Raw genomic sequence first — 26,606 nt, 5'->3', positions numbered from 1 at the left:
CGATCACGTGGCGACCCTGATTGGAACCCGGGGCCCGTCATCCGCGAGGATGGTGCCATGACCGCCCAGATTCTCGATGGCAAGGCCACCGCAGCCGCGATCAAGTCCGATCTGACCGTCCGCGTGGCGGCGCTGAAGGAGAAGGGCTTCACGCCCGGCCTCGGCACGATCCTGGTCGGGGACGACCCCGGCAGCCGGAAGTACGTGGCCGGCAAGCACCGCGACTGCCGCGAGGTCGGCATCGCCTCCATCCAGCGGGAGCTGCCCGCCACCGCCACCCAGGAGGAGATCGAGGCGGTGGTGCGGGAACTGAACGAGGACCCGGCCTGCACCGGCTACATCGTCCAGCTCCCGCTGCCCAAGGGCATCGACGAGAACCGCATCCTGGAGCTGATGGACCCGGAGAAGGACGCGGACGGACTCCACCCGATGAACCTGGGACGGCTGGTGCTGGGCGAGCCCGCGCCGCTGCCCTGCACCCCGAACGGCGTGCTCACCCTGCTGCGCCGCCACGGTGTCGAGACCAAGGGCGCCGAGGTCGTGGTCGTCGGCCGGGGCGTGACCATCGGGCGCCCGATGCCGCTGCTGCTCACCCGGCGCAGCGAGAACGCCACCGTGACCCAGTGCCACACCGGCACCCGTGACCTGTCCTCGCACCTCAAGAAGGCCGACATCATCGTCGCGGCGGCCGGCTCCCCGTACCTGATCCGTGCCGAGGACGTGAAGCCGGGCGCGGCCGTTCTCGACGTCGGTGTCTCGCGGAACGCGGACGGCAAGATCGTCGGGGACGTGCACCCGGACGTCGCCGAGGTGGCCGGGTGGATCTCCCCGAACCCGGGCGGTGTGGGCCCCATGACCCGGGCGCAGCTGCTGGTCAACGTGGTCGAGGCGGCGGAGCGCCGTGCCGGCTGAGGACGCCCGCGGCGGGCGGCCCTCGCGCCGCTTCCCGCGGATCACCAGGGACACGGCGCGCCCCGAGGGCGGCGGCAGGGCGGCCGGGGGTGACGCGCCGGCGCCCTACCGGCAGTGGCCCCTGCTGGTCGTGCTGGGCACGGTCGCCCTCGGCCTGCTGCTGACCTCGCTCGACGTGTTCCGCTACGGCACCCTGCTGATCGGCGCCGCCCTGCTGGCCGGCGCGGTCATGCGCTGGATACTGCCGAGCGTCGGCATGCTCGCCGTACGCTCGCGCTTCACGGACATCGTCACCTACGGCATCCTCGGCCTCGTCATCGTCCTGCTGGCGCTGATGGCCCAGCCCAAGCCGTGGCTGCAGCTCCCCTTCCTCAAGGACACCCTGCACCTGACGGTCACCAAGTAGCCGCCGAGCAGCGGCAGCGGTGCCCGTACGACCGGTGGCCCGCGTCTCCCCCGGGGACGCGGGCCACCGGCGTCTTCCCCCGTTCCCCGGATCGACCGTACGGGCGCCGGGCTGCCCGCTGCGTCAGACCCCGGGCGGAACTCCTCGTACCGCCAGGGTGTTCCGAGCGGTGCCGTACTGCAACTTCCGTGGTACGCCTGTGGATTGACTCCCCGCCCCGGCCTCGGGCGTTACCCTGCGGCGGTGCAGCTGAGGACCCCCCGCCCCCTCGCCGTGGACACGCTGATCGCTGTCGCCATGGCCGTGGTCGCCGTCCTGCTCGGGCGGGAGTCGCGCTCGCAGGGCTGGCCGGAACTCGATGCCCGCGCCTACGTGTTCGTCGCCCTCGCCCACCTGCCGGTCGCCCTGCGCGGGCGGTGGCCGCTCGCCGTCTTCGCCGTCGTCCAGGCGGCGTTCGTCGGCTACATCAGCCTCGGCTACTGGCCGGTGGTGTGCACCTTCGGCTCCATGCTCGCGCTGTACACCGTCGCCTCCGTCCGCCCGGTGCGCACCGCCCTGGTCTGCGCGGTCTGCATGACCGGCGTGTGGGCGTACGCCGGGGTGGTCAGCGACACCCCCTCCATGGCGTCCGTGCTGGGGCAGGCGCTGCTGTACTGCTCGGTGCTGGTCTGGTTCGGCCACCTGGCCCAGCGCTCCGCCGAACTCACCCGCAGGCTGCGCGCGGAGCAGGCCGAGCGGGCCCGGCAGGCGGTCGCCGAGGAGCGCGGCCGGATCGCCCGCGAGCTGCACGACGTGGTCGCCCACCACATGTCGGTGATCTCCGTGCAGGCGGGGCTGGCCCGGTTCGTCTTCGCCTCCGATCCGGCCAAGGCCCGCGGCGCGCTCGGCACCATCGCGGACACGAGCGGCGAGGCCCTGGAGGAACTGCGCCGCATGCTCCAGGTGCTGCGCGAGGAGGACCCGGAGGCCCCCGAACGGGCGCCCATGCCCACCCTGGAGCGGCTCGGGGAACTCGTGGACCGGGTCCGGGCCGGCGGTCTGCCCGTGGAGCTGACCGTCGAGGGCACGGCCCGCCCGCTGCCGCCCGGCGTCGAGCTGTGCGCCTACCGGGTCGTCCAGGAAGCCCTCACCAACGCCCTCAAGCACGCGGGACGGGCCCGGGCCCGGGTGGAACTCGGGTACGGCACCCATGACTTGACCGTCCGGGTCACCGACGACGGGGAGGGGGCGATTCAAGCCAGAGTGCCGACCCGCGGCGGGCACGGCTTGATTGGCATGCGCGAGCGGGCCAAGCTCTACGGCGGGACGATCAGCGTCGGCCCGCGTGCCGAGGGCGGCTTCGAGGTCCACCTGACCCTGCCCACCTCGGCCACCGAGCGGAGCCGCGGGGGCACGCCGGAGGCGGAACCGACGTAGGACGGCGCACCGGGGGGCGGGCGTACGCGATGACCAGAGTGCTCGTCGTCGACGACCAGTTCCTCATCCGCGCCGGGCTCGTGGGCCTGCTCGACGCGGCGCCCGGCTTCGAGGTGGTGGGCGAGGCCGCGGACGGCGCGGAGGCCGTACGGCTCGCCGCCGAGACCCGGCCCGACGTCATCCTCATGGACATCCGGATGCCCGGCGTCAACGGCATCGAGGCCACCGAGCGCATCCTCGCCGAGGCCGGCGACCGGCCGCCCCGGGTGCTCGTGCTGACCACCTTCGACCTGGACGAGTACGTGTACGGCGCGCTGCGCGCCGGAGCCGCGGGGTTCCTGCTGAAGGACTCCGGGCCGGAGCGGCTGCTGGCCGCGGTCACCGCCGTCGACGGCGGCGACGCGCTGTTCGCGCCCAGCGTCACCCGACGCCTGGTCGAGGCCTTCGCCCGGCAGCAGGGCCCCGCACAGGGCGGGGCGGCCCCGCCCGACCTCGGCGTGCTCACCTCCCGGGAGACGGAGGTCCTCAAGCTCACCGCGCGCGGCCTGTCCAACCTGGAGATCGCCGACCGCCTCTACATCAGCGAGGCCACGGTCAAGACCCACCTCAACCGCACGATGACCAAGCTCGATCTCGGCAGCCGGGCCCAGGCGGTGGTGGTGGCCTACGAGTCGGGCCTGGTGACGCCGGGCGGGTGAACGCCTCCCCGTGGGCCCGGTGGACATGCGGAACGGTGGCCCGCCCCCTCCCCCGATGAGGGGCGGGCCGCCGTCGCAGACACAGCCTTCCCTGCCGAGAACTGCCTGTTCAACGCCTGTCTGTGCGCTGTGGCACGGAAGTGACCGTTCCGCTACCGTGTCCGCGCACTGCCACATGTCGGGGTGCCCGATCGGGGCGGCACGGGGGACCATGGGGGCGTACCGCGTATTGGGGGGAAGCGATGCCTCGTTGGAAGGCCCTGCCGGACGATCTGGATCCGCAGATCAAGGAGTTCATCGGTGAGTTGCGGCTGCTCGTCGACCGCAGCGGCCTGAACCCCGCGACGCTGGCCGACCGCACGGGCTACGCCAAGACGTCCTGGGAGCGTTACCTGGGCGGCGAGTTGCTCGCACCCAAGGGCGCGGCCGTCGCGCTCGCCGAGGTCACCGGCACTGGCCCGGTTCACTTGACGACGCTGTGGGAGCTGGCCGAACGCTCCTGGAACCGCGCGGAGGCGCGGCACGACACCACCATGCAGGCGCTCCGGATCTCCCAGGCGGGCGCGGCGCCGGGGGAGTTCGGGCAAGCGGGCGGCGCGAGCGGCTCGGGAGGCGTCCCGGATCCGTACGACGGCGGGGCGCGGCCTCCGCGGCCGGGCGCGGGCACGGCGAGCGCGAACAGGCACCGCGTGACGATGCTCCTCGCGAGCCTGGCCGGTGTGCTCGTCATCATCGCCGGGGTCTTCTTCTTCACCCGTCAGGGCAGCGGCGAGAAGCACGAGCGCGCCGCCACGCCGCCCCCGTCCTCGCCCTCCCCGGCCGCCACCCACCCGGCCCTGCCCGCCGGGGTCAAGTGCGCCCACTCCGCCTGTACCGGCAAGGACGCCGAGGCCATGGGGTGCAGCGGCGAACTGGTGACCACCGCGAAGACCGCCACCATCGGCACCGTCACCCTGGAGGTCCGCTACAGCAGGACGTGCGGCGCCGCCTGGGGGCGGATCACCGACGCCTCCCCGGGCGACACGGTGCAGCTCTCCGTGGGCACGGTCCGGGAGCGCGGTGACATCGCCGGCGCCGGGGACACCATCGCGTACACGCCGATGGTGGCCGTACGGGACGCGGGCGCGGCCCGTGCCTGCGCGACCCTCGCCGACGGGCGGACGGGGTGCACGCGGTAGTGAGCCGAGAAACGTGAACTATTTCGGGTGACGGACGCATGGCCCGCCGAATCCGGGGCACGCGAACCGTACCCCCACGGGATCCGGGCAATCCGGTACCCCCATGGCGGCCGTCCTCGTCCACCCTCTCCCGGACGGACGGCCGCCACTTTCGTTCACAGCCGCCACATTCGTTGTGCTTCGCGCACCAGTTCGTGCACCACGAGACTTGTGGGGTGAGCCACAGGGCCCGGGACGTCTCGCATGTCGGATGCGCGATAGCCTGACCGCTGGATTCTCTTGATGCCAAGAGATCGATCATCCGGGGCCAACGACGACCCCACCGCCAGCTGTCATACGGAGAACGCCATGACCCGCACTCCCGTGAACGTCACCGTCACCGGCGCGGCCGGCCAGATCGGTTACGCGCTCCTCTTCCGCATCGCCTCCGGCCAGCTGCTCGGCGCGGACGTGCCGGTCAAGCTGCGCCTGCTGGAGATCACCCCGGCCCTGAAGGCCGCCGAGGGCACCGCCATGGAGCTGGACGACTGCGCTTTCCCGCTGCTCCAGGGCATCGAGATCACGGACGACCCGAACGTCGCCTTCGACGGCGCCAACGTAGCCCTCCTCGTGGGCGCCCGCCCGCGCACCAAGGGCATGGAGCGCGGCGACCTGCTGGAGGCCAACGGCGGCATCTTCAAGCCGCAGGGCAAGGCCATCAACGACCACGCCGCGGACGACATCAAGGTCCTCGTCGTCGGCAACCCGGCCAACACCAACGCCCTCATCGCCCAGGCCTCCGCGCCGGACGTCCCGGCCGAGCGCTTCACCGCGATGACCCGCCTGGACCACAACCGCGCGCTGACCCAGCTCGCGAAGAAGACGGGCACCACGGTCGCCGACATCAAGCGCCTGACCATCTGGGGCAACCACTCCGCCACCCAGTACCCGGACATCTTCCACGCCTCGGTCGCCGGCAAGAACGCCGCCGAACTCGTCAACGACGAGAAGTGGCTCGCCGAGGACTTCATCCCGACCGTCGCCAAGCGCGGTGCCGCGATCATCGAGGCCCGCGGTGCCTCGTCGGCCGCCTCCGCCGCCAACGCCGCGATCGACCACGTCTACACCTGGGTCAACGGCACCGCCGAGGGCGACTGGACCTCCATGGGCATCCCGTCGGACGGCTCCTACGGCGTCCCGGAGGGCCTGATCTCCTCCTTCCCGGTCACCACCAAGGACGGCAAGTACGAGATCGTCCAGGGCCTGGACATCAACGAGTTCTCCCGCACCCGCATCGACGCCTCCGTCGCGGAGCTTACGGAGGAGCGCGACGCGGTCCGCGCCCTCGGCCTCATCTGAGCCGACTCATTGCACGCACGGGCCCCGTTCCGGTTCTCCACCGGAGCGGGGCCCGGCCGCTTCCCGAAGCGGTAAGTGAATCCGGCAGTGGATCGTCCGGAACGGGCCATAGCGTGCTCGTCATGGACACCAAAACGGCTCTGTTCGGCGAAACGGTTCTCTTCGAGCCGCCCCTCGCGGGCACCGAGGCCGACACGCTGACCGGCTCGCTGGAACGGCAGCGCAGGATCTTCGCCTGGAAGTGCGGGAACCTGGACGCGGCCGGCCTGGGCGCACGGCTCGCGACCTCGACGCTCACCCTCGGCGGGCTCCTCAAGCACCTCGCCCTCGTCGAGGACGAGTACTTCAGCAAGCGGCTGCTCGGCCAGGAGCTGGGCGCGCCGTGGAGCGCGGTCGACTGGGACGCCGAGCCCGACTGGGAGTGGACCTCCGCCGCCCACGACACCCCCGAGCAGCTGTACGCCCTGTGGGAGGGGGCCGTGGCCCGCTCCCGCGCGGCCCTGCGGCAGGCGCTGGCCGAGGGCGGCCCGGACGCACCCGCCCACCACACCTCGCGCGACGGACGCTCTGTCAGCGTCCGGCGCCTCCTGATCGACGTCGTCGAGGAGTACGCCCGCCACCTCGGCCACGCCGACCTGATCCGCGAGGCGGTCGACGGCCGGGTGGGGGAGGACCCGCCGGAGCCCGCGAACTGAACTACGCACCCCTGCCAGCGCATTCCGCTTTCCCCCGCACGGCTCGTCACTCTATGCTCATGGCCCGTCAGTTCATCTGTGAGCAAGTGACTTTCCACGCCTCGGGGGACTCGCGTGAGCAACGCCTACGTGCCGCAGCAACCGCAGCCGGCCGACCCGTCGCAGCCTGCGGCACCACCACCCACGCCACCGGCCACCCCACCACACGCCAGTGAGGCCACACGGCTGCTGTGCGCGGGTACCTATCTGGATTCCGGTTACCGGGACCGCGTCATCGGGCAGCTGCACCTCAACAGCCAGCGTTTCGTGCCGCCTTCGCTCGGTTTTGATGCGGCTCGCGTCCTCGCGCACGCGCTGCGCGCCCGTCGGCAGGAACTCGCCTGGGCCGCGGCGATCCTCGCCCTGTGGGTGGTGGGCGCCGCGTTGAGCGGCGGTCTGCTGGTCGTCTTCCTGGGGCCCAGCCTCTACCTCGCCATCGGCGTGTGGATCAGGGGCGGCAATCCGGAGCCGCCCATGTACCGCCTGGTGGCCGCCTTTGTCTTCCGCTGGTGGGGCCGCCTCACGTTCGCGGGGCTGCTGCTGGTCACCGTGATCGCCGCGTTCGGCGGCTGGGACGGCGGCGACACCCACGTGTCGTACGACGACTACGGCAACGTCTACACCGACGGCGAGGGCCTCGACTCACTGAGCCCGAGCGACATCTTCCTGGTGGGGTTCAAGAGCCTCGCGAACGCGATCAAACCCTGGCAGGCCTGGGCCGCGCTCATCGTCTTCGTGCTGATCATCCTGTGCACGGCGGGCCAGCGGGGCGCCTTCGCGCGCGTGCTCGCGGCCGAGCTGTCCCCGCAGCGCTTCCCGGACGCCGCCGGCGACCCCGCCGAGCAGGGCGACAGCCAGCGGTTCCAGTGGCTCAAGCACCGCATCCGGACCGAACAGCACGCGCCTCTGGTCATGTACCACGAGGCGCGCCCGTTCTGCGGGGCCGGCGCGGCCTACCCGGACTGGGTCCTCGCCGTCGAGCTGAAGCCCGACCCGCTGAAGAAGCAGCAGCCGATCAGCAACCGTCTGGTGCTGGAGAAGATCCGGCCGCTGGTGGAACGGCTGCGGTTGCCCGCCGAGTACGCGGGACCGGGCGTGCGCGACCGGCTGCGCTGGCTGGAGCTCGACGAGTGCGTGTTCCTGCCCGCCGAGGGGCTGCTGCGCCGCGACGACGCGCCGTACCACCCGCAGGCCTTCGAGGACCACCGGGCGCACGCGGTCGAGGAAGGCGCCGAGAAGCGCCGCCACTTCCTGCGCATCCGCGTGGGCGGCTGGGAGGAGGAGCTGGTCGTCACGGTGTTCGTGCGCATCCACACCCAGGGCCGCATGCTCATGCTGGAGATCGCCCCGCATGTACTGCTGCCGGTGCGCGCGGACTTCAAGGACGCCGACCGTACGGCCCACCGGTTCCGGCACAACAACGTGCTCGGCAAGGCGGCCTGGGCCATGGCCCGGCTGCCGCGCTCCCTGGCCGCCTCCCTGGTCGTCCTCAGCAAGGCCGTCGTCTACGGCTGGCGGCTGCTGACGGGCGGGTACGCGAACGCGCTGCCCGACGGGCCCACGCTGTCCGTGCGGGAGCTGGGCTCGGCGAACGCCGGCTCGCACTTCCAGGAGATGGACGTCTCCCGCTACCTCAAGAGCATCCAGGACCGGGTGGCCAACGGGGTGCGGGCAGCGCTCGCCGAATCCGGGTACCAGACCGGTGAGTTCGTCCAGCAGGTCAACAACATCAGCAACGGAGGCGTGCACATCGGCAAGGTCGAGGGCAGCACGTTCGCCGTCGGCGACAAGGCCTCCGCCTCCTCCACGACCGGCGGCGGCACGCCGCAGAAGGGGGCCGACGGCCATGGCAACGGATGAGACGAGGATCAGCATCGGCGACGTGTCGAACAGCACGTTCGCCATCGGCGACCACGCGCACGCCGAGAGCCACCACGGCACGAGCGCGCAGTACGACGCGGCGGCAGAGGAACTGCTGAGCGCGGTGCGGGAGTTGCGCGCCGACCTGGCCCGGGTGCGGGCCAGCGAGCAGACGGCGGAACTGGACGCGGCCCTCGCCGACACGGAGGACGAGATCACCCGCACCGGCCAGGCGACCCCCACCCGCCGCGAGCGCCTGCGCAACCTCCTCGACGACTCCCAGGCCCTGCTGAGCGTCCTCGCCTCGGCGGGCGCGCTGGCCGGCCTGGTGGGGCTGTGAGAGGGCGACGATGACCGGGGGAGCGCGCTTCTGGAACGAGGAGACCCAGCGCTGGGAGGACGCCGACAGCGCCCGGCCCACCGCGCCACCGACACCACCACCACCGGCCATGCCGGACCAGCCGCCGGCGTGGCCGCCTGCCGGCCAGCGGGCCGGCGCGCCGGTGGCTGGTCCGGCTGGAGCGCCGTCCGGTCCGTCGGCCGGGGAGGATGCGTCCGCCCCTCCGACACCTGAGGCGACGCCCGCCGGGCCGGGCCGACCTGCTCCGGCGGTGCCTGATGTGACGCCGACGGGGTCGGGCGGGCCTACGGGGGCGGTGTCCGATGCGACGCCGTCCGGGGCAGGCGCGTCCGCCGCCCCGGCGCCCGAGGCAGCACCGCCCGTGCCGTCGTCGGTCGAATGGTGGCGCGGGTCGGACGCGGGTACGAACTCGGGTGCCGGCGTCGGCACTTCGGTCGACGGCTACGGCCCCGGCGCGCCCCACGGTGGCAGCGGCGGCTGGTCCACGCCCGAGTGGCCCGTCCCGGGGGTCGGTGGGCCGGTGGAGCCCGGTCAGGCTCCTGCACCCGCCGGCGGTTTCAGTCGTCGTACGGTCTGGTCCGTCCTCGCGGGGGCCGCAGTCGTCGGTGTTGCCGTGAGCCTGGTGCTGACCCTCGTCGTCAAGAACGGGGACGGCAACTCGCCCAAGCGGGCCAGCGGTTCGCCGAGTGCGTCCGTGTCGGCTCCGGCCTCCACGGTCTCCGAGTCCCCGACGCCGAGCGACGAGCCCACCGAGTCTCCCTCGGCCTCGGTCTCCGCCTCGCCGTCCGAGCTCCCCGCGGGCTACGAGTCGTACGAGGACGCGGAGGGCTTCCGAATAGCGCGCCCCAAGGGCTGGTCGCGGTCCTCGGTCCAGTCGTCGTACGGCATCGCGGTCGTCAGCTACCGCAGCCCGGACCGGCAGCACCGGCTCCAGGTCTACCAGGTGGCGGAGTCGTCCCCGGACGCCTCGTTCGAGCAGTACCTGTCCGACGCGACCCCCAAGCCGGACGGCTTCCAGGAGCTGAACCTGGAGAACCTCGACCAGGGCGACTTCGTGGGCTCACGCCTTGAGTACCTGGCCGGCAGCATCAAGGGCGAGCCCGACGTCGGCACCTGGCACGTCTACGACGAGCGCTTCGTCGCCGGGGACGGCAACATCTACGCCATCGCCGCCTACGGTCCCGACAGCGACGGCGGAGACGACGAACTGGCGCTGCTCAACAACGCGTTGGGCTGGTTCTGCCCGCCCGGCCAGAGCTGCGATTCACCGACGGACACGGAGTAGCTCAGGAGTTCCGCAGCTGCTGCTCCAGCTTCGAGATGTCCACGGACTCGCGCGCGGAGGGGGTGGCGGAGGGGACCGGCGCGTTGTACTTGTCGACCGACAGCGTCTGGTTCGTGCCGCCGCCCTTCCGCGTGGCCTCGACCAGCCGGTGCGGGGTGGCCGAACTGACGTACATGACCACCTGCTTGCCCTCCGAGGTACCGCTCACCGGAGTGGCCTTCGTGCCGTTCACGGTGGTCTGCGAGCCCTTCGCCGGCGATCCGAGGCGGTGACCGGCGACCTCCTTCTGGAAGTTGGTCAGGTCGCAGCTGTCGGCCATGTTCCTGAGCAGCGGGTCGTGCGTGGAGCCGTGGAGGTAGCGGTTCCTGAACAGGTTGGCGACCGCACCGCCCTGGCCGCCCGGCAGCTGCGCCTTGTAGAACGCCGTGTCGGGCTTCATCCAGACCTGGTCGCCCTGCTTGATCAGCTCCACACTGCCGCCGCCCCCGCTCATGGTGACCTTGCCCACGCAGTTGCCCTGCCGGTTCAGTGTCAGGTCCACGACGGTCGGTTCGGTCCGGTTGCCGCGCACGTTCGCGCTGTTGTCCCTGAGCAGCAGATGGACGGAGTTCGCCCTGACGAGGTTGGCGCGGGCCTCCTTCTCCAGGTCACGGGCGCTCGGGCCACTGCCGGCCGCTCCGGCGGCGACGGAAACGGCCGGGGTGAGCAGAAGAGCCGCCGTGATGGTCGTCGCCGCACAGGTCAGTGATCTTCTGGGCATCACATACCTCCCAACACCCTTTTCCAGCCTACTTTTGTACCTTTTCGCCCGCATTTTCAGTGACGAGGCGCACTTTCGACCACCGATTGCGCATGCCATGCATGGCCCGGGGCAGGCGGTGACGGTCCCCGAGTGTGGCATCCATGTGACGCAGGGGTACCGAACAGGAACGGAAGGCAACACCGATCATGGCGGAAAGAACCGAACGACAGGCCGAGGCGACCATCCACGCGGGAGGTGAGTGGCTGGCCGCGAGCTCCGGCGCCACGCGCGAGATCCTGGACCCCGCGGACGCCCGGCCCTTCGCCGTGGTCGCGGAGGGTGACGAGAAGGACGCGGAGCGCGCGATCGCCGCCGCCCGGCAGGCCTTCGACCGCGGCCCCTGGCCGCGCACCCCCGTCGCCGAGCGCGCCGCCCTGCTGCGCCGCGTCGCCGACCTCCTCGTGCGCGACCGCGAGGAGCTCGGCCTGCTGGAGAGCCGGGACGCGGGCAAGACGGCCGAGGAGGGCCGCATCGACATCGACTGCGTCGCCGACGCCTTCCGCTACTTCGCCGACCTGGTCGCCGCCGAGGCCCCCGGCCGGGTCGTCGACGCGGGCTCGCCCGACATCCACAGCGTGGTCGTGCACGAGCCCGTGGGCGTGTGCGCGCTCATCACGCCCTGGAACTATCCGCTGCTCCAGGCCAGTTGGAAGATCGCCCCGGCGCTCGCCGCGGGCAACACCTTCGTGGTCAAGCCCAGCGAGATCACCCCGATGACGACCATCGCGCTGATGGACCTGCTCGCCGAGGCCGGGCTGCCCGCCGGTGTCGCCAACCTCGTCACCGGTCCCGGCCACTCCGTCGGCGCCCGGCTCGCCGAGCACCCCGACGTCGACCTGGTCTCCTTCACCGGCGGCCTGGTCAGCGGCACCAAGGTCGCCCAGGCCGCCGCCCCCACCGTCAAGAAGGTCGCGCTCGAACTCGGCGGCAAGAACCCCAACGTGGTCTTCGCCGACGCCTGCGCCACCGCGGAGGACTTCGACACCGCCGTCGACCAGGCCCTCAACGCCGCCTTCATCCACAGCGGCCAGGTCTGCTCGGCCGGCGGCCGGCTGATCGTCGAGGAGTCGATCCGGGACCGCTTCGTCGCCGAACTCGCCCGCCGGGCCCAGCAGATCAGGCTCGGCCGCGGCACCGCCGACGGCGTCGAGTGCGGACCGCTCGTCTCCGAGCAGCAGCGCGCGAAGGTCGAGGCGTACGTCTCCTCCGCGCTGGCGGAGGGCGCCGTACTGCGCAGCGGCGGCAAGCGCCCCGAGCCGAGCGAAGTCCGCCCGGAATCCGGCTACTTCTACGAGCCGACCGTCCTCGACCACTGCCACCGCGACATGCGGGTCGTGCGCGAGGAGGTCTTCGGCCCGGTCCTCACCGTCGAGACCTTCCGCACCGAGGAAGAGGCGGTGTTCCTCGCCAACGACACCGAGTACGGCCTCGCGGGCGCCGTCTGGACCGCCGACCCCGGCCGCGCCCGGCGCGTCGCGGCCCGGCTGCGCCACGGCACCGTCTGGATCAACGACTTCCACCCCTACCTGCCGCAGGCGGAGTGGGGCGGCTTCGGCAAGAGCGGCACCGGCCGCGAACTGGGGCCCGCGGGGCTCGCCGAGTACCGCGAGACCAAGCACGTCTACCAGAACCTCGCGCCGAAGCCGGTCCGCTGGTTCGCCGGCTGACGCCCCGCCTCCCCTTCGAGTACGACCCCTCCACGCTTCCGGAGTGAGCACCACCATGTCCCACACCCCGAAGACCCCCCACACCCCCCACGAGTACGACTACGTCGTCATCGGCGGCGGCACCGCCGGTTCCGTCATCGCCGCCCGCCTCACCGAGAACCCGGACGTCACCGTCGCCGTCATCGAGGGCGGCCCCAGCGACGTCGGCCGCGACGACGTCCTCACCCTGCGCCGCTGGATGGGCCTGCTCGGCGGCGAACTCGACTACGACTACCCGACCACCGAGCAGCCCCGCGGCAACTCGCACATCCGGCACAGCCGCGCCCGCGTGCTCGGCGGCTGCTCCTCCCACAACACCCTCATCTCCTTCAAGCCGCTGCCGTCCGACTGGGACGAGTGGGAGGCCGCGGGCGCCAAGGGCTGGGGCGCGGTGCCCATGGAGGCGTACTTCGCCCGCCTGAAGAACAACATCGTCTCCGTCGACGAGAAGGACCGGAACTCCATCGCCCGCGACTTCGTGGACGCCGCCCAGTCGGCCCTCGGGGTCCCGCGCGTCGAGGGCTTCAACAAGAAGCCGTTCACCGAGGGCGTCGGCTTCTTCGACCTCGCCTACCACCCGGAGAACAACAAGCGGTCCTCCGCCTCGGTGGCGTACCTGCACCCGGTCATGGACGAGCGCCCCAACCTGCACATCTTCCTGGAGACCTGGGCCTACAAGCTGGAGCTGGCCGGCACCCGCGCCGAGGGCGTGCACGTGCGCACCAAGGACGGCGAGGAACTGCTGATCCGCGCCCGGGGCGAGGTCGTCCTGTGCGCCGGCGCCGTCGACTCGCCGCGCTTGCTCATGCACTCCGGCATCGGGCCGCGCAGGGACCTCGAAGCGCTCGGCATCCCGGTCGTGCACGACCTGCCCGGCGTCGGCGAGAACCTGCTCGACCACCCCGAGTCGGTCATCGTCTGGGAGACCCACGGACCGATCCCGGAGAACTCCGCGATGGACTCCGACGCGGGCCTGTTCGTACGCCGCGATCCCGAACACGCGGGCCCGGACCTGATGTTCCACTTCTACCAGATCCCGTTCACGGACAACCCGGAGCGACTGGGTTACGAGCGGCCGGAGTTCGGCGTCTCCATGACCCCGAACATCCCCAAGCCGAAGAGCCGCGGCCGGCTCTACCTGACCAGCGCCGACCCGTCCGTGAAGCCCGCCCTGGACTTCCGCTACTTCACCGACGAGGACGACTACGACGGCCAGACCCTGGTCGACGGCATCCGCATCGCCCGCGAGATCGCCAAGTCCGAGCCGCTCGCGAGCTGGCTCAAGCGCGAGGTGTGCCCCGGCCCGGAGATCCAGGACGAGGCCGAGCTGAGCGATTACGCCCGCAAGGTCGCGCACACCGTCTACCACCCGGCCGGCACCTGCAAGATGGGCGCCGCCGACGACGAACTGGCCGTAGTCGACCCGGATCTGAAGATCCGCGGACTCGACGGTATTCGCATCGCCGACGCCTCCGTCTTCCCGACCATGACCGCGGTCAACCCGATGATCGGGGTGCTCATGGTCGGGGAGAAGGCCGTCGACCTGATCGGAGGTGACGCCCGATGACTCTCACCGTGCCCACACGCAAGCCCCCCACCACCGACAGCGCGCCTGTCTTCTCCGTCGACGGCCTGTGGAAGGTCTTCGGCCCGAAGGCCGGCCGCATCCCCGCCGACCCGGAACTCAGCGGGCTCAGCCCCGCCGACCTGCGCGCCCGCACCGGCTGCACAGCGGCCGTCCAGGACGTCTCCTTCGACGTGCGCAAGGGCGAGGTCTTCGTCGTCATGGGCCTGTCCGGCTCCGGCAAGTCCACCCTCGTACGCTGCCTGACCCGGCTGATCGAGCCCACCGCCGGCTCGATCGCCATCGACGGCGAGGACGTGCGCGCCATGGACAAGGCCCGGCTGCGCGAACTGCGCCGCCACCGCGCCGCCATGGTCTTCCAGCACTTCGGCCTGCTCCCGCACCGCACGGTCCTCGACAACGTGGCCTACGGCCTGGAGATCCAGGGCGTGGGCAAGGCCGAGCGGCGGGGGCGGGCCGCCGAGGTCGTCGCCAAGGTCGGCCTGGAAGGCATGGAGAAGCGCCGGCCCGCCCAGCTCTCCGGCGGCCAGCGCCAGCGTGTGGGCCTCGCCCGCGCCCTTGCCGCCGACCCCGAAGTCCTGCTGTTCGACGAGCCGTTCAGCGCGCTCGACCCGCTCATCCGGCGGGACATGCAGGAGGAGGTGGTCCGCCTGCACCGCGAGGAGGGCCGCACGATGGTCTTCATCACCCACGACCTCTCCGAGGCCCTCAAGCTCGGCGACCGCATCGCCCTGATGCGCGACGGCCGCGTGGTCCAGCTCGGCACCCCGGAGGAGATCGTCTCCACCCCGGCCGACGACTACGTCCGCGAGTTCGTCCGGGACGTCCCGCGCGAGCAGGTCGTCACCGTAGGTACGGCGATGAAGCCGGGGGACTGCGGCGGCCCGGACCACCCGGGCGCCCTCGCCCCCGACGCGGTCGTCGCCGACGCGATCAAGACGGTCGCCCGCGAGGGCAAGCCGGCGTGCGTCGTCCAGGACGGCCGCTGCCTCGGGACGGTGGACCACGAGCGCCTGCTCGGCGTGGTCGCCGGCGTCACCGCCGTAGCGACGCCGCCCGCCCCCCGCACCAGTCCGGAGGCCGTCTGATGGCCACACTCACCATCGCCACCGCCCGCACCCTGCGCCCCGGCCTGCTCCGTAACCGCGCGCTCGGCAAGCTCCTGCTGCTCGCGCTCTTCGCCGCCGTGCTCGTGCCCGCCGTCGACGCGCACTGGGGCAGCGGCGCCTGGCCGCACGCGCTGACCGTCGACCTGTCCAAGCCGCTCGCCAGTGCCAGCGACTGGGTCATCGACAACCGGGACAGCCACCCCCTGTTCCTGTACTTCTTCGGCTACATCAGCAATGCGGTCGTGCTCTCCGTGCGCGCCGTCTACCTCACCCTGCTCGCCGCGGGCTGGCTCGGCGTCACCGCCTTCGGTGCCCTCGTCGCCTGGCGCGTCGCCGGTGTACGCCTGGCCGCCGGCACGGCCGTCGCCTTCCTGGCCTGTGGAGCGCTCGGCATGTGGGTGCCGACCATGCAGACCCTCGCGCTGATGGTGGTCGCGGTCCTCGCGTCCGTCGTCGTCGGCGTGCTGCTCGGTCTCGCCGCCGGCCTCTCCGACCGCCTGGACCGCGCCCTGCGCCCGGTCCTGGACACCATGCAGGTGCTCCCGGCGTTCGCGTACCTCCTCCCCGTCGTCCTGGTCTTCGGCATCGGCGTCCCCGCGGCCGTCCTCGCCACCGTCGTCTACGCCGCCCCGCCGATGGCCCGCCTCACGGCGCTCGGCCTGCGCGGCGCCGACCCCGAAGTCCTGGAGGCCGTGGAGTCGCTGGGCGCCACCGCCCGCCAGCGGCTGCTGACCGCCCGCATCCCGCTGGCCCGCAAGGAACTCCTGCTCGGCCTCAACCAGACGATCATGATGGCGCTGTCCATGGCCGTCATCGCCTCCGTCATCGGCGCCGGCGGCCTCGGCGACCGCGTCTACCAGGCCCTCGCCTCCGTCGACGTCGGCGCGGCCCTCGCGGCCGGTATCCCGATCGTGCTGCTCGCGGTCGTCCTGGACCGCGTCACCGCAGCCGCCGGAAACGGCGCCGATGCGAGCGACCGCCGGACGACCGGCCGGCCGTACGCCCTCGCCGCCACCGTGGCGCTCGCCGTGGCCGCGCGCCTGCTCGGCCGCCTGAACTGGCCCGGGTCCTGGACGCTGGACATCGCCGAGCCGGTCAACCGCGCCGTCGACTGGATGACCGCCCACCTGTACTCCGGCGTCCCCGTCGTCGGCGGTACGGCCGACTGGGCGGCCCACTTCACCACCTGGGTCCTCGACCCCGTCCGCTCCGGACTGCAGTGGCTGCCCTGGTGGGCGGTGCTGCTCGTCGTGGCCGCGCTGGCCTGGGTGATCGGCACCTGGCGCACCGCCCTGACCGCCGTCCTCGCCATGGCCGCGATCGGCGTGCTCGGAGTGTGGGAGCCGTCCCTCGACACGCTCTCGCAGGTGCTCGCCGCCGTGGCCGTCACCCTCGTCCTCGGCTTCGCGACCGGCATCGCCGCCGCCCGCAGCGACCGCGTCGACCGCGCCCTGCGCCCCGTCCTGGACGTCTTCCAGACGATGCCGCAGTTCGTGTACCTGATCCCGGTCGTCGCCCTGTTCGGCGTGGGCCGCGCGCCCGCCGTCGCCGCGGCCGTCGTCTACGCCCTCCCGGCCGTCGTCCGGATCACCGCGCAGGGCCTGCGCCAGGTCGACCCGGCCGCCCTGGAGTCCGCGCGCTCGCTCGGCGCGACCGGCCGCCAGCAGCTGTGGCAGGTCCAGCTCCCGCTCGCCCGGCGTTCGTTGCTGCTCGCCGCCAACCAGGGCGTGGTCCTGGTTCTCGCCGTCGTCATCATCGGCGGCCTGGTCGGCGGCGGTGCCCTCGGCTACAACGTCGCCTTCGGCCTCGCCCAGGGCGACCTGGCGACCGGCCTCGTCGCCGGTGCCGCCATCGTCTGCCTGGGCCTGATGCTCGACCGGGTGACCCAGCCCACCGAACGACGCGCGAAGAAGGGAGCCTGACATGCGCATTCGTACGACCGTCCTGACCGCGACCGCCGTGGCGGGCTCGCTCGCCCTGCTCACCGGCTGCGGCGCCGCCGACATGACCAAGCAGGCCAGCCCGTTCGCCAACGCCCAGGGCGCGAAGTCCGTGACCCTGTCCGTGCAGTCCTGGGTCGGCGCCCAGTCCAACGTGGCCGTCGCCCAGTACCTGCTGGAGCACAAGCTGGGCTACCGCGTCGACACCGTCCAGGTGGACGAGGTGCCCGCCTGGGACGCGCTCAGCCAGGGCCGCGTCGACGCCATCATGGAGGACTGGGGCCACCCGGACCAGGAGAAGCGGTACGTCGAGGACAAGAAGACGATCACGCCGGGCGGCGACCTCGGCGTCACCGGCCACATCGGCTGGTTCGTGCCGACCTACCTGGCCAAGCAGCACCCGGACATCACGAACTGGAAGAACCTCAACAAGTACGCCTCCCTCTTCCACACCGCGGAGAGCGGCGGCAAGGGCCAGCTGATGGACGGCTCCCCGTCCTACGTCACCAACGACAAGGCCCTGGTGAACAACCTGAAGCTGAACTACCAGGTCGTCTTCGCCGGTTCCGAGGCGGCCCAGATCACCCAGATGAAGCAGTTCGCCAAGGAGAAGAAGCCCTTCCTGACGTACTGGTACGCGCCCCAGTGGCTGTTCAAGAAGGTCCCCCTGACGGAGGTGCAGCTGCCGCCGTACAAGGAGGGCTGCGACGCGGACCCGGCCAAGATCACCTGCGCCTACCCGCACACCCCGCTGCAGAAGTACCTCAACGCCGGCTTCGCCAAGTCCGGCGGCAAGGCGGCGGCCTTCCTGAAGAAGTTCAAGTGGACGACGGAGGACCAGAACGAGGTCTCGCTGATGATCGCGGACCAGAAGCTGAGCCCGCAGGAGGCGGCGAAGAAGTGGGTGGACAGCCACCCTTCCGTGTGGAAGCAGTGGCTGTCCTAGAACACCAGCTGTTCTGAACGCCCTTATTTCACGAGCCGGTCGGCGATCTCCCGCAGCGCGGCGGTGGCCGCCCACTGGAGTCCCGGCCCGAAGGTGATGCGAGTGGCCCCGAGCGCGCCGAGTTCGGCGGGCGAGGGGCCCTCGCCGCCCACGCGGGTCACCATGTTCAGCGGGCCCTGGATCCCGGCCCGCAGCAGCGGCAGTGCGTCCACCGGGGCGAGAATCGGGTACACGCAGTCGGCGCCCGCCGCCACGTACAACGCGGCCCGCTCGATGGCCTGTTCGATGTTGCCGTCCCCGTGGACGAAGGTGTCCACCCGGGCGTTGAGGAACAGCCGCCCGGCGGCGGCCGAGCGGACCTCGGCGAGGAACTCGGCGTGCTCGCGCGGGTCCTTGAGGGACTCGCCGACCGAGTCCTCCAGGTTGCACCCGACCGCGCCCGCCTCCAGCAGCCGCTCCACCAGCTCCTTGGGCGCGAGCCCGTACCCGCCCTCGATGTCCGCCGACACCGGCACGTCCACCGCCCGCGTGATCCGGGCCACCGCCGCGAACATCTCGTCCGCCGGGGTCGACCCGTCCGCGTACCCGAGGCTGGCGGCGACTCCCGCGCTGGGCGTGGCCAGCGCCGGGAACCCGGCCTCGGCGAACACCCGGGCGCTGGCCGCGTCCCACGGTCCGGGCAGGACGAGCGGGTCGCCCTGGGCGCGGCCCAGGTGCAGTGCGCGGAAAACCTCGGCCTTGCTCACGGCTGGTAACCCCCTGGCGGGACTCGGCGGCTGACCATCAGGCGGTTCCAGCCGTTGATGACGGTGATCAGGCCGATCAGATGGGCGAGTTCGGCCTCGGTGAACTGCTCGGCGGCCCGCTCGTACACCGCGTCCGGCACGAAGCCGTCCGTCAGCACGGTGACCGCCTCGGTCAGGGCCAGTGCGGCCCGCTCCCGCTCGCTGTAGAGGTCCTCGGTCTCCTCCCAGGCGTTGAGGAGCTGGATGCGGTCCTCCGACTCGCCGTTCTTCCGGGCGACCTGGAGGTGCATGTCGAGGCAGAAGGCGCAGTGGTTGATCTGCGAGGCGCGGATCATGACCAGCTCGGCGAGGACCGGATCGCCGAGCCCCTTCTTCGCCGCCGCGCTGAGCGCGGACATCGCCTGTGCGACTTCCTTGTCCAGCAGCTGTGTACGGCTCACTTGTACTGCCCCGGCTTGTAGTGGCCCGGCACCGCGCGGGTCGACACGCCGAAGCGGTTCCACGCGTTGATCACCGCGATGGTCGCGATGAGCTGGGCGAGCTCGGCCTCCTCGAAGTGCCGGGCGGCCCGCTCGTAGACCTCGTCCGGGACGAACCCGTCGGTGAGGTCGGTGACCGCCTCGGTCAGCTCAAGCGCGGCCAGCTCCTTCTCCGTGTAGAAGTGCTTCGACTCCTCCCACGCGTTCAGCTGCACGATCCGCTGGACACTCTCACCGGCCGCCAGCGCGTCCTTGGTGTGCATGTCCAGGCAGAACGCGCACTTGTTGATCGCCGAGGCGCGCAGCCGGACGAGCTCCACCAGTGAGGGGTCCAGGCCCTGCTCGGCCGCCTCGCTCAGCCGGGCCATCGCCTTGTAGACCTCGGGGGCGTGCCGGTACCAGTGCAGGCGGGGGGTGTGCTCGGGGGCGTACTCGACGGCTTCCTCTGTGCTCATGCCGTCGACCCTAGGGGGCAGGCAGCCCAGGAGTATGGTCCATTTCCATGTCAAGAACTTGGGCCACTCTGGGCGTCGACCTGCACCTGGAACCGGCCCGCTCCGGCGGGCTGCGCCGGGGCCTGACCGACGCCCTGCGGGACGCGGTGCGCACCGGCCGCCTCGCCCCCGGCACCCGGCTGCCCTCCTCCCGCTCCCTCGCCACCGACCTCGGCATCGCCCGCAACACCGTCGCCGAGGCCTACGCCGACCTGGTCGCCGAGGGCTGGCTCACCGCCCGGCAGGGCTCCGGCACCCGGGTCTCCGACCGGGCCGTGGCCGCGCCGCCGGGCACCGGCAGGGCACCCCGGCGCCCCGAGCCCGGCCTCCCGGCCCTCAGCCTCATCCCCGGCACCCCCGACCTCGCGTCCTTCCCGCGCGCCGAGTGGCTCAAGGCCGCCCGCCGCGCCCTGACCGCCGCCCCGTACGACGCCCTCGGCTACGGCGACCCGCGCGGCCGGACCGAGCTGCGCACGGCCCTCGCCGGCTACCTCGCCCGCGCACGCGGCGTCCGCGCCGACCCCGAGACCATGGTGATCACCGCGGGCTTCGCGCACGCCCTGCGCCTCCTCGGCACGGTGCTGCGGGCGCGCGGGGTGCGGACGGTGGCGGTGGAGTCGTACGGGCTCGACGTCCACTGGGCCCTGCTGCGCGCGGCCGGCCTGTCGACGCCCCCGCTGCCGTACGACGAACGCGGCACGGATACGACGAAGTTGACGGACGAGGCCGGGGCGGTGCTGCTGACCCCCGCCCACCAGTTCCCGATGGGCACGGCCCTGCGCCCCGATCGGCGGGCCGCGCTCGTGGACTGGGCGCGGCGGACCGGCGGGCTGGTCCTGGAGGACGACTACGACGGCGAGTTCCGCTACGACCGCCAGCCCGTCGGCGCGCTGCAAGGGCTGGACCCCGACCACGTCGCCTACCTCGGCACCGCCAGCAAGTCCCTCGCGCCCGGCCTCCGGCTGGGCTGGATGGTGCTGCCGCCGTCCCTGGTCGAGGAGGTCACGTCGGCCAAGGGCGGCGCCGACACCGTGGGCGCGCCGGACCAGCTGACGCTCGCGGAGTTCATCACGTCCGGCGCGTACGACCGCCACGTCCGCTCCTCCCGCCTGCGCTACCGGCGCCGCCGCGACGCCCTCGCGGCGGCGGTCTCCGACCGGGCACCCGGGGTACGGGTCACCGGGATCTCGGCCGGACTGCACGCGGTGCTCCGGCTGCCGCCCGGCACGGAGCGCTCGGTGATCCAGGCCGCCGCCTGGCAGGGCCTGGCCCTCCACGGCCTGGCCTTCCACCGCCATCCGGAGGCCGTGACCGAGCCGGTGGACGCGCTGGTGGTGGGGTACGGAACGCCGACGGACAGCGCGTGGGGCGGGGCGTTGGAGGCGTTGTGCAGGGTGTTGCCGTGACTGCGTGAACCTTCAGCCCGTCCGGCGTTCGAGGGCGAGGCCCGGCAGGGCCGAAGGGGGTCTGGGGCGCAGCCGCCAGGGGCGGTCAGCCCAACGAACCTGCTGCTTCCGCGGCTTCACCGCCGGAGGCCGGCGCTTCGCCGAACCTCGCCAGCAGCAGTGCCCCCGCCACCGCCACCGCGAACCCCAGCGTCGCCAGCCACGTCAGGCCCTCTCTCGTACGGTCGCCGAGCCAGATGACGCCCACCGCCGCCGGGCCGATCGTCTCGCCGATCACCATGCCCGCGGTCGCGGTCGTCACCGAGCCGCGCTGCAGGGCCGAGGTCAGCAGCAGGAACGCGGCGCCCCCGCCGATCAGCAGGGCGTACGTCGCCGGGTTGGCGAACAGGTCGGCCGGCCGCAGGGAGTCGATCAGGCGTACCGCCACCTCCACCACCCCGAAGCCGAAGCCCGCGCCGAGCCCGAGCAGCAGCGCCCGCGTCCGCCCGGACAGCTGCCCGCCCACCCCGCCGAGCAGCAGCACGCCCACCGCCGCCGCGACCATCGCGTACGCCAGCCAGTCGGGTGCGCGCCGGTCGCCCTCCGTCCCCGAGGCCAGGCCCAGCATCGCCAGCCCCGCGCACACCACCCCCACCGCGGCCCACTCCAGCCCGCTCAGCCGGACCCGCAGCAGCCGCGCCGCCACGACCGCCGTGACCGCGAGGCTCGCCGCCAGGGCCGCGCCCACCGCGTAGATCGGCACGGACCGCAGCGCCGCGATCTGCAACAGGAAACCGAGCCCGTCCAGCGCCAGCCCGGCGATGTACCGCCACTGCCGCAGGGCGCGCAGGAGCAGCGCCGCGTCCCCGCCGGCATCCCCGTCCGTGGTCGCCGCCCGGGCGGCCACCGCCTGCAAAACCGTCGCCGTACCGAAGCAGACCGCCGCGCCGAGGGCGCACACCATTCCAAACAACACAAAGGGACTCTAGGGGAAGGAGGGATCACGGGGCCGCCCGCGGGGGCCTTCACACCGATCCTTAGGCTGGCCGCCGAACACCGCACACCCGACGGGGGAGACACACGTGGCGAACACCCGCAGGCGACTCCGCTCCACCACGGTCGTCCTCGGCGGCATGGGCTTGCTGGCCGCCGCCCTCACCGCCTGCTCCTCCGAGCCGGACAAGCGCTGCGTCGACCGCGACAGCTACAACCTGGCCAAGGGCTACAAGGTCGTCGCCGACAAGTACTGCAAGACCGGCAACTCCATCCCGTCCGGCAAGCTCCTCAAGGTCAAGGTCAACACGGCCTGGTACTACGGCGGCAAGAAGAAGCACGGCTGGGTCGACGGCGGTTCCTTCGTCAAGCCCCACGGGGGCTCGGGCGGCTCGGGCGACCGTCACCGCAGCGGAGTCCACCGCGGCGGCTTCGGCGGCGGTCACCACAGCTCCGGCGGCTGACAGGTCCCGCCCCATGGAACGCCGTACCACCACCCCCCGCCCCGGCTGGCAGCAGACCGTCGAGGAACAGGGGCTCGTCTACCCGCTCACCCGGCACCCCGACGGCTCCCTGCGCCCGTACTGGGACGAGAGCGCCTACTACGTCTTCTCCCTTGACGAGGTCGAGGTGCTGGAGGAGACCGTCGGGGAACTGCACCGCATGTGCCTGGCCGCGGCCGGGTACATCGTGGCGAACGACCGCCTCGCCGACCTCGGCATCACCGACCCGCGCCTCGCCGCGGCCGTCACCGAGGCCTGGCACCGCCGCGCCGAACTCCCTTCCGTCTACGGCCGTTTCGACCTCCGCTACGACGGCACCGGCCCGGCGAAGCTGCTGGAGTACAACGCCGACACGCCCACCTCGCTGGTGGAGGCGGCCTCCCCGCAGTGGTTCTGGATGGAGGACCGCTTCCCGGGCGCCGACCAGTGGAACTCCCTGCACGAACGCCTCGTCGAAGCCTGGCGCAAGCAGGCCGGGCTGCTCCCGCCCGGCAGCCCGCTGCACTTCGCGCACTCCTCGGCCGACGAACTCGGCGAGGACCTCATGACGGTCGCCTATCTGAAGGAGACCGCCGAACAGGCCGGCATGGAGACCGACTGGCTCTCCATGGAGGAGATCGGCTGGGACACCCTCTCCAGCCGCTTCGTGGACAACCGGCTCCGGTTCATCCGCAGCATCTTCAAGCTGTACCCCTGGGAGTGGCTCACCACCGACGCCTTCGCCGGGCACGTCCTCGACACCCTCGACAACGGCGGCGGCACCGGCAGCACCCTGTGGATCGAACCGGCCTGGAAGATGCTCCTGAGCAACAAGGCCCTGCTCGCGATCCTGTGGGAGCTGTACCCGGGCCACCCCAACCTCCTGCCCGCTTACCTGGACGGCCCCCGCGAACTCGCGGCCACCGAGGGCTACGTGGCCAAGCCGCTGCTCGGCCGCGAGGGCGCGGGCGTCACTGTGCACCTACCGGGTGCCGAGCCCGTCGTACGCGAAGAACCGTGCTGCTACCAGCAGTTGGCCCCGCTGCCCGCCTTCGACGGCAACCATGTCGTACTCGGCGCCTGGGTCGTCCAGGACGAGCCGGCCGGCCTCGGCATCCGCGAGTCCTCGGGCCTGATCACCGACGAGTACGCCCGCTTCCTGCCCCATGTGATCCTCTAAGGCCTGCCTTTGGCCTCGGCACTCGGGACAGGGCCGCTCCAACTCTCCGCGACGGAACCTTCTACGAGCCACGAACCCCCGAAGCAGCCATCACATCCTGTCCTGTAGAAGATCAAAACTAGGGGGCAGCAGGTGTGGTCAGTGGTGTCGTCGAGCGGGGTGCCCGCGGCGGAGCGCTTCGACTGGTTCGCGGACATGGTGTCGCGTGAGGTGGTGCCCACCGCGATCAGCAGCGAGTGCCCGGCCGGCTTCCAGGCCGAGGCCGCCGTTCTGGGCCTGGGTGGCCTTCGTATGTCGAGGCTCGCTTACTCACCTCTGCGCTCGCGGCGTACACCCGCACTGATCAGGCGCAGTGATCCGGAACAGTACCAGTTGGCCCTGGTGACCAAGAGCTCCATGCTGCTGTCCCAGCATGGCAACGACTGCAGCGCCGTCACCGGGGATCTCGTGATGTGGGACACTTCCCGGCCCTCCGTTGCCCAGTCCCAAGGCGACTTGGGCGAGCTGGTCGTCCTGCAACTGCCCCGGTCGGCCCTCCCGCTGCGCACCCGTCAGCTCGAACGCCTTCTGGCCCGCCGCATACCCGGCGGTCGCGGTATGGCGGCGATGCTGGCCTCCTTCATGAAGGTCCTCGTGGACAACGGCGACCAATGCACGGCGGCGGAGCTGAACCGCCTCGGCACCATCACGGCCGAGCTTGCGGTGGCCTGCCTGGCCCAGCACCTCGATGCCGGGGAAGACCTGCCCGCCGAAGTCCGCGCACAGGCGCTGCTGCGGCAGATCCACTCGTTCATCGAGCACCGCCTCGGCGACCCGGAACTGACTCCCTCCGTCATCGCGGCCCACCACAACATGTCGGTACGCGCACTCCACAACCTCTTCCACGGCACGAGTGAAAGTGTCCACGCCAGGATCCGCCGACGTCGCCTCGAACAGTGTCGCGCCGATCTGGCCCGCCCCGACCTGCGCGCACCGATACAGGCCATCGCGGCCCGCTGGGGCTTCAGCAGGCCGGCGGTGTTCAGCCGTACCTTCCGCGAGGCGTACGGACTCAGCCCCTCCGAGTTCCGTGCACTGAAGATCAAGGAACTCTGCGCTGAGCGCAAACTACGGTGACGATCTTCCTTCCTAGGCTCGGTGGCGACTGATCGACCACCAGCACAGGGGGAGAAGACCGTGGTGAGGAAGACAAGCGTTCAGGTGGCCATGGCGACGGCTGCGGTGGCCGTCCTCGGAGTGATCACTGCATCTCCGGCGAACGCCGGGGGTGCGAACGCCCACCGGATCGTCAACGTGGCGAGCAACAAGTGCCTCGAGATCCCGATGAACCATGACTACGACGGCGCCCCGGCTCAGCAGTGGGACTGCAACGGCGGCTCCAACCAGACCTGGCTCGTGGACGCGACGCAGACGGCCGACGGCCGCCTGGCATGGACGTACCGGAACGCCGAGAGCGGCAAGTGCCTCGAAGTCGCCGACTGGCGCAAGGACGCGGGGGCTCCGGTGCGTGTGTGGCAGTGCACCGGCGGAGCCAACCAGCAGTGGGTCGAGGAGGTCGGTCAGGCCGGCGTGTCCGTCCGCAACGTCAACAGCGGCATGGCGCTGGACATGCCGGGATTCAGTACGGCCAACGACACCGATGCCGTCCAGTGGTGGCCCAAGAGCCGCAGCGAGGCCGCCGGCAACCAGGAGTGGTACACGGGGGGCTGAACCTGCCCCCGGCCGTCCGCCCACCCGGCGTCACCCGGCCCGATACCTCCTCTCGGTCGCCGACCCGGCCGACACCCCTGCACCGCTCGGGGGCGGTGTGCCCTGCTCCCGCCGCCCGCCGACCCGAGGCATTCCACCTTCGGCCGTAAGGCCGCAACTGAAAGGAACGCTAGTGCGTTTCACGCTGAAGGGAAACAGCTTTCTGTCCCGCATGGGACTCATCCTCGCGTCCGTTCTTGCCGCCTTCACCACGCTGATGGCTGCGCCCGGCTCCGCTTCGGCCACCGTCACCTCCTGCGCCGGTTTCGGTTGTGACGGACACAACCCCGACATCCAGAGCTGGGAGAGCGGCCCCACCCACCGGGACGGCCGGGATCACGGGAGCGGGTTCGGCGTCGAGCTGTGGACCGGCACGACCGACGGGGACTTCTACGCCTGGGGCAAGGTCAGCTATCCCAGCGGCAGCAACCCGTACGACTACACCGTGTTCGTCCAGCGCTGCCGGCTGGACCACAGCATGTGCGAAAGCCTCGGGGAGTCACGCGCGGACCAGATCACGTACGAGGGCATGGACGGCAACACGGTCATCAGGCACACCGGCATGTTCTACGACCCGGCGGCCCGCACGGCCCGCGTGTGTCTGCGAGGCGCGGGCCGCGAGGAGTGCACGGGCTGGATCTAGACAAGGAGCGGTCCGGGCGAGTGTCGCCGGTGTCCCGGGGCTGCTCGACGAGCTGGGCGGCGACGCGCGAAGCGCGCGGCAGCCTGCTGTCGCGCGCTTCGCTGTCATGCCCTTTCCTGCTTTCGCTTCCTTCCGCCGACCTGGCATCGGACCGGTATCACCACACCACGCGACCGCAG

Annotated in this window: 26 protein-coding genes; 21 read left to right on the top strand and 5 right to left on the bottom strand. The window is 71.8% G+C overall.

Going from position 1 to position 26,606, the window contains the following annotated elements:
- Positions 1–57: 57 nt before the first annotated feature.
- From ACWD3E_RS23940 to ACWD3E_RS23895, 10 genes are all read left to right on the top strand, one after another.
- Entirely contained in the window at positions 58–912 is an 855-nt protein-coding gene (locus ACWD3E_RS23940) for a bifunctional methylenetetrahydrofolate dehydrogenase/methenyltetrahydrofolate cyclohydrolase (RefSeq protein ID WP_451389591.1), read from the top strand.
- Positions 902–1,318, top strand: a complete 417-nt coding sequence (locus ACWD3E_RS23935; RefSeq protein WP_451389590.1) for a DUF3017 domain-containing protein — start codon at positions 902–904, stop codon at positions 1,316–1,318. The genes ACWD3E_RS23940 and ACWD3E_RS23935 overlap by 11 nt, the downstream gene beginning before the upstream one ends.
- A 297-nt stretch (positions 1,319–1,615) precedes the next feature.
- Entirely contained in the window at positions 1,616–2,734 is a 1,119-nt protein-coding gene (locus ACWD3E_RS23930; protein WP_451389683.1) for a sensor histidine kinase, read from the top strand.
- A gap of 29 nt (positions 2,735–2,763) precedes the next feature.
- A complete protein-coding gene (locus ACWD3E_RS23925) occupies positions 2,764–3,432 on the top strand; it encodes a response regulator (protein ID WP_451389589.1) in 669 nt (222 codons plus the stop codon).
- Between the two features lie 242 nt (positions 3,433–3,674).
- Positions 3,675–4,610 (top strand): DUF2690 domain-containing protein, encoded by a 936-nt coding sequence (locus ACWD3E_RS23920; protein ID WP_451389588.1) that lies wholly within the window; start codon positions 3,675–3,677, stop codon positions 4,608–4,610.
- A 348-nt stretch (positions 4,611–4,958) separates the two neighbouring features.
- Positions 4,959–5,948 (top strand): malate dehydrogenase, encoded by a 990-nt coding sequence (locus ACWD3E_RS23915; protein ID WP_451389587.1) that lies wholly within the window; start codon positions 4,959–4,961, stop codon positions 5,946–5,948.
- A gap of 122 nt (positions 5,949–6,070) precedes the next feature.
- Positions 6,071–6,643 (top strand): mycothiol transferase, encoded by a 573-nt coding sequence (locus ACWD3E_RS23910; RefSeq protein ID WP_451389586.1) that lies wholly within the window; start codon positions 6,071–6,073, stop codon positions 6,641–6,643.
- A gap of 114 nt (positions 6,644–6,757) precedes the next feature.
- The gene (locus ACWD3E_RS23905; RefSeq protein ID WP_451389585.1) at positions 6,758–8,542 is read left to right on the top strand and encodes a hypothetical protein; all 1,785 of its coding nucleotides are present in this window, start codon (positions 6,758–6,760) and stop codon (positions 8,540–8,542) included.
- On the top strand, positions 8,529–8,882 hold the full coding sequence (locus ACWD3E_RS23900; RefSeq protein WP_451389584.1) for a hypothetical protein: 354 nt from the start codon (positions 8,529–8,531) through the stop codon (positions 8,880–8,882). The genes ACWD3E_RS23905 and ACWD3E_RS23900 overlap by 14 nt, the downstream gene beginning before the upstream one ends.
- Before the next feature lie 382 nt (positions 8,883–9,264).
- The gene (locus tag ACWD3E_RS23895) at positions 9,265–10,188 is read left to right on the top strand and encodes a hypothetical protein (protein WP_451389583.1); all 924 of its coding nucleotides are present in this window, start codon (positions 9,265–9,267) and stop codon (positions 10,186–10,188) included.
- A 1-nt stretch (position 10,189) separates the two neighbouring features.
- Here the strand turns inward: ACWD3E_RS23895 and ACWD3E_RS23890 are convergent, their stop codons facing one another.
- The gene (locus ACWD3E_RS23890; protein WP_451389582.1) at positions 10,190–10,948 is read right to left on the bottom strand and encodes a hypothetical protein; all 759 of its coding nucleotides are present in this window, start codon (positions 10,946–10,948) and stop codon (positions 10,190–10,192) included.
- 188 nt (positions 10,949–11,136) lie between these two features.
- Between ACWD3E_RS23890 and ACWD3E_RS23885 the strand changes: the two genes are divergently transcribed.
- From ACWD3E_RS23885 to ACWD3E_RS23865, 5 genes are read left to right on the top strand one after another with little or no spacing between them, the layout of a single operon-like run.
- Positions 11,137–12,657 carry an aldehyde dehydrogenase family protein gene (locus ACWD3E_RS23885; protein ID WP_451389581.1) on the top strand — a complete coding sequence of 507 codons (1,521 nt, stop codon included), beginning with the start codon at positions 11,137–11,139 and terminating at the stop codon, positions 12,655–12,657.
- A gap of 55 nt (positions 12,658–12,712) precedes the next feature.
- Complete coding sequence (locus ACWD3E_RS23880; RefSeq protein WP_451389682.1) at positions 12,713–14,263, top strand: GMC family oxidoreductase; 1,551 nt, start codon at positions 12,713–12,715, stop codon at positions 14,261–14,263.
- On the top strand, positions 14,260–15,369 hold the full coding sequence (locus ACWD3E_RS23875; RefSeq protein ID WP_451389580.1) for a quaternary amine ABC transporter ATP-binding protein: 1,110 nt from the start codon (positions 14,260–14,262) through the stop codon (positions 15,367–15,369). The genes ACWD3E_RS23880 and ACWD3E_RS23875 overlap by 4 nt, the downstream gene beginning before the upstream one ends.
- Positions 15,369–17,312 (top strand): ABC transporter permease, encoded by a 1,944-nt coding sequence (locus tag ACWD3E_RS23870; RefSeq protein ID WP_451389579.1) that lies wholly within the window; start codon positions 15,369–15,371, stop codon positions 17,310–17,312. Before ACWD3E_RS23875 ends, ACWD3E_RS23870 begins: the two co-directional genes overlap by 1 nt.
- 1 nt (position 17,313) lies before the next feature.
- The gene (locus ACWD3E_RS23865) at positions 17,314–18,276 is read left to right on the top strand and encodes an ABC transporter substrate-binding protein (RefSeq protein WP_451389578.1); all 963 of its coding nucleotides are present in this window, start codon (positions 17,314–17,316) and stop codon (positions 18,274–18,276) included.
- A gap of 23 nt (positions 18,277–18,299) precedes the next feature.
- Here ACWD3E_RS23865 and ACWD3E_RS23860 read toward each other — a convergent pair whose 3' ends face one another.
- The 3 genes from ACWD3E_RS23860 to ACWD3E_RS23850 are packed head-to-tail and all read right to left on the bottom strand — an operon-like array spanning position 18,300 to position 19,956.
- A complete protein-coding gene (locus tag ACWD3E_RS23860) occupies positions 18,300–19,022 on the bottom strand; it encodes an isocitrate lyase/PEP mutase family protein (protein ID WP_451389577.1) in 723 nt (240 codons plus the stop codon).
- A complete protein-coding gene (locus tag ACWD3E_RS23855; protein WP_451389576.1) occupies positions 19,019–19,462 on the bottom strand; it encodes a carboxymuconolactone decarboxylase family protein in 444 nt (147 codons plus the stop codon). Before ACWD3E_RS23855 ends, ACWD3E_RS23860 begins: the two co-directional genes overlap by 4 nt.
- Complete coding sequence (locus ACWD3E_RS23850; protein WP_451389575.1) at positions 19,459–19,956, bottom strand: carboxymuconolactone decarboxylase family protein; 498 nt, start codon at positions 19,954–19,956, stop codon at positions 19,459–19,461. Before ACWD3E_RS23850 ends, ACWD3E_RS23855 begins: the two co-directional genes overlap by 4 nt.
- A 47-nt stretch (positions 19,957–20,003) precedes the next feature.
- On the opposite strand from ACWD3E_RS23850, the gene pdxR reads away from it, so the two are divergent.
- Positions 20,004–21,401, top strand: coding sequence for a MocR-like pyridoxine biosynthesis transcription factor PdxR (gene pdxR / locus ACWD3E_RS23845; RefSeq protein ID WP_451389574.1), 1,398 nt, complete (start codon positions 20,004–20,006; stop codon positions 21,399–21,401).
- Between the two features lie 85 nt (positions 21,402–21,486).
- On the opposite strand, the gene ACWD3E_RS23840 is transcribed toward pdxR, so the two are convergent.
- The gene (locus ACWD3E_RS23840) at positions 21,487–22,344 is read right to left on the bottom strand and encodes a DMT family transporter (RefSeq protein ID WP_451389681.1); all 858 of its coding nucleotides are present in this window, start codon (positions 22,342–22,344) and stop codon (positions 21,487–21,489) included.
- 118 nt (positions 22,345–22,462) lie between these two features.
- Between ACWD3E_RS23840 and ACWD3E_RS23835 the strand changes: the two genes are divergently transcribed.
- From ACWD3E_RS23835 to ACWD3E_RS23815, 5 genes are all read left to right on the top strand, one after another.
- A complete protein-coding gene (locus ACWD3E_RS23835) occupies positions 22,463–22,837 on the top strand; it encodes a hypothetical protein (protein ID WP_451389573.1) in 375 nt (124 codons plus the stop codon).
- Positions 22,838–22,850: 13 nt separating this feature from the next.
- Complete coding sequence (locus ACWD3E_RS23830) at positions 22,851–24,035, top strand: glutathionylspermidine synthase family protein (protein WP_451389572.1); 1,185 nt, start codon at positions 22,851–22,853, stop codon at positions 24,033–24,035.
- Between the two features lie 141 nt (positions 24,036–24,176).
- Positions 24,177–25,151 carry an AraC-like ligand-binding domain-containing protein gene (locus ACWD3E_RS23825; protein ID WP_451389571.1) on the top strand — a complete coding sequence of 325 codons (975 nt, stop codon included), beginning with the start codon at positions 24,177–24,179 and terminating at the stop codon, positions 25,149–25,151.
- 60 nt (positions 25,152–25,211) lie between these two features.
- The gene (locus tag ACWD3E_RS23820) at positions 25,212–25,745 is read left to right on the top strand and encodes an RICIN domain-containing protein (RefSeq protein WP_451389570.1); all 534 of its coding nucleotides are present in this window, start codon (positions 25,212–25,214) and stop codon (positions 25,743–25,745) included.
- A gap of 211 nt (positions 25,746–25,956) precedes the next feature.
- On the top strand, positions 25,957–26,427 hold the full coding sequence (locus ACWD3E_RS23815; protein ID WP_451389569.1) for a hypothetical protein: 471 nt from the start codon (positions 25,957–25,959) through the stop codon (positions 26,425–26,427).
- Positions 26,428–26,606: the final 179 nt, after the last annotated feature.

Source organism: Streptomyces sp. NPDC002676, from assembly GCF_053592455.1.
The sequence above is the reverse complement of the archived record's forward strand: the minus strand, read 5'-3'. Positions and strand labels throughout refer to the sequence as shown.

Bases quoted from the DNA above. Each gene is read 5' to 3' on its own strand.
- ACWD3E_RS23940 (WP_451389591.1), top strand. From the start codon at position 58: ATGACCGCCCAGATTCTCGATGGCAAGGCCACCGCAGCCGCGATCAAG.
- ACWD3E_RS23930 (WP_451389683.1), top strand. From the start codon at position 1,616: ATGGCCGTGGTCGCCGTCCTGCTCGGGCGGGAGTCGCGCTCGCAGGGC.
- ACWD3E_RS23925 (WP_451389589.1), top strand. From the start codon at position 2,764: ATGACCAGAGTGCTCGTCGTCGACGACCAGTTCCTCATCCGCGCCGGG.
- ACWD3E_RS23920 (WP_451389588.1), top strand. From the start codon at position 3,675: ATGCCTCGTTGGAAGGCCCTGCCGGACGATCTGGATCCGCAGATCAAG.
- ACWD3E_RS23915 (WP_451389587.1), top strand. From the start codon at position 4,959: ATGACCCGCACTCCCGTGAACGTCACCGTCACCGGCGCGGCCGGCCAG.
- ACWD3E_RS23910 (WP_451389586.1), top strand. From the start codon at position 6,071: ATGGACACCAAAACGGCTCTGTTCGGCGAAACGGTTCTCTTCGAGCCG.
- ACWD3E_RS23900 (WP_451389584.1), top strand. From the start codon at position 8,529: ATGGCAACGGATGAGACGAGGATCAGCATCGGCGACGTGTCGAACAGC.
- ACWD3E_RS23890 (WP_451389582.1), bottom strand. From the start codon at position 10,948: ATGCCCAGAAGATCACTGACCTGTGCGGCGACGACCATCACGGCGGCT.
- ACWD3E_RS23885 (WP_451389581.1), top strand. From the start codon at position 11,137: ATGGCGGAAAGAACCGAACGACAGGCCGAGGCGACCATCCACGCGGGA.
- ACWD3E_RS23880 (WP_451389682.1), top strand. From the start codon at position 12,713: ATGTCCCACACCCCGAAGACCCCCCACACCCCCCACGAGTACGACTAC.
- ACWD3E_RS23875 (WP_451389580.1), top strand. From the start codon at position 14,260: ATGACTCTCACCGTGCCCACACGCAAGCCCCCCACCACCGACAGCGCG.
- ACWD3E_RS23870 (WP_451389579.1), top strand. From the start codon at position 15,369: ATGGCCACACTCACCATCGCCACCGCCCGCACCCTGCGCCCCGGCCTG.
- ACWD3E_RS23865 (WP_451389578.1), top strand. From the start codon at position 17,314: ATGCGCATTCGTACGACCGTCCTGACCGCGACCGCCGTGGCGGGCTCG.
- ACWD3E_RS23850 (WP_451389575.1), bottom strand. From the start codon at position 19,956: ATGAGCACAGAGGAAGCCGTCGAGTACGCCCCCGAGCACACCCCCCGC.
- pdxR (WP_451389574.1), top strand. From the start codon at position 20,004: ATGTCAAGAACTTGGGCCACTCTGGGCGTCGACCTGCACCTGGAACCG.
- ACWD3E_RS23840 (WP_451389681.1), bottom strand. From the start codon at position 22,344: ATGGTGTGCGCCCTCGGCGCGGCGGTCTGCTTCGGTACGGCGACGGTT.
- ACWD3E_RS23830 (WP_451389572.1), top strand. From the start codon at position 22,851: ATGGAACGCCGTACCACCACCCCCCGCCCCGGCTGGCAGCAGACCGTC.
- ACWD3E_RS23815 (WP_451389569.1), top strand. From the start codon at position 25,957: ATGGGACTCATCCTCGCGTCCGTTCTTGCCGCCTTCACCACGCTGATG.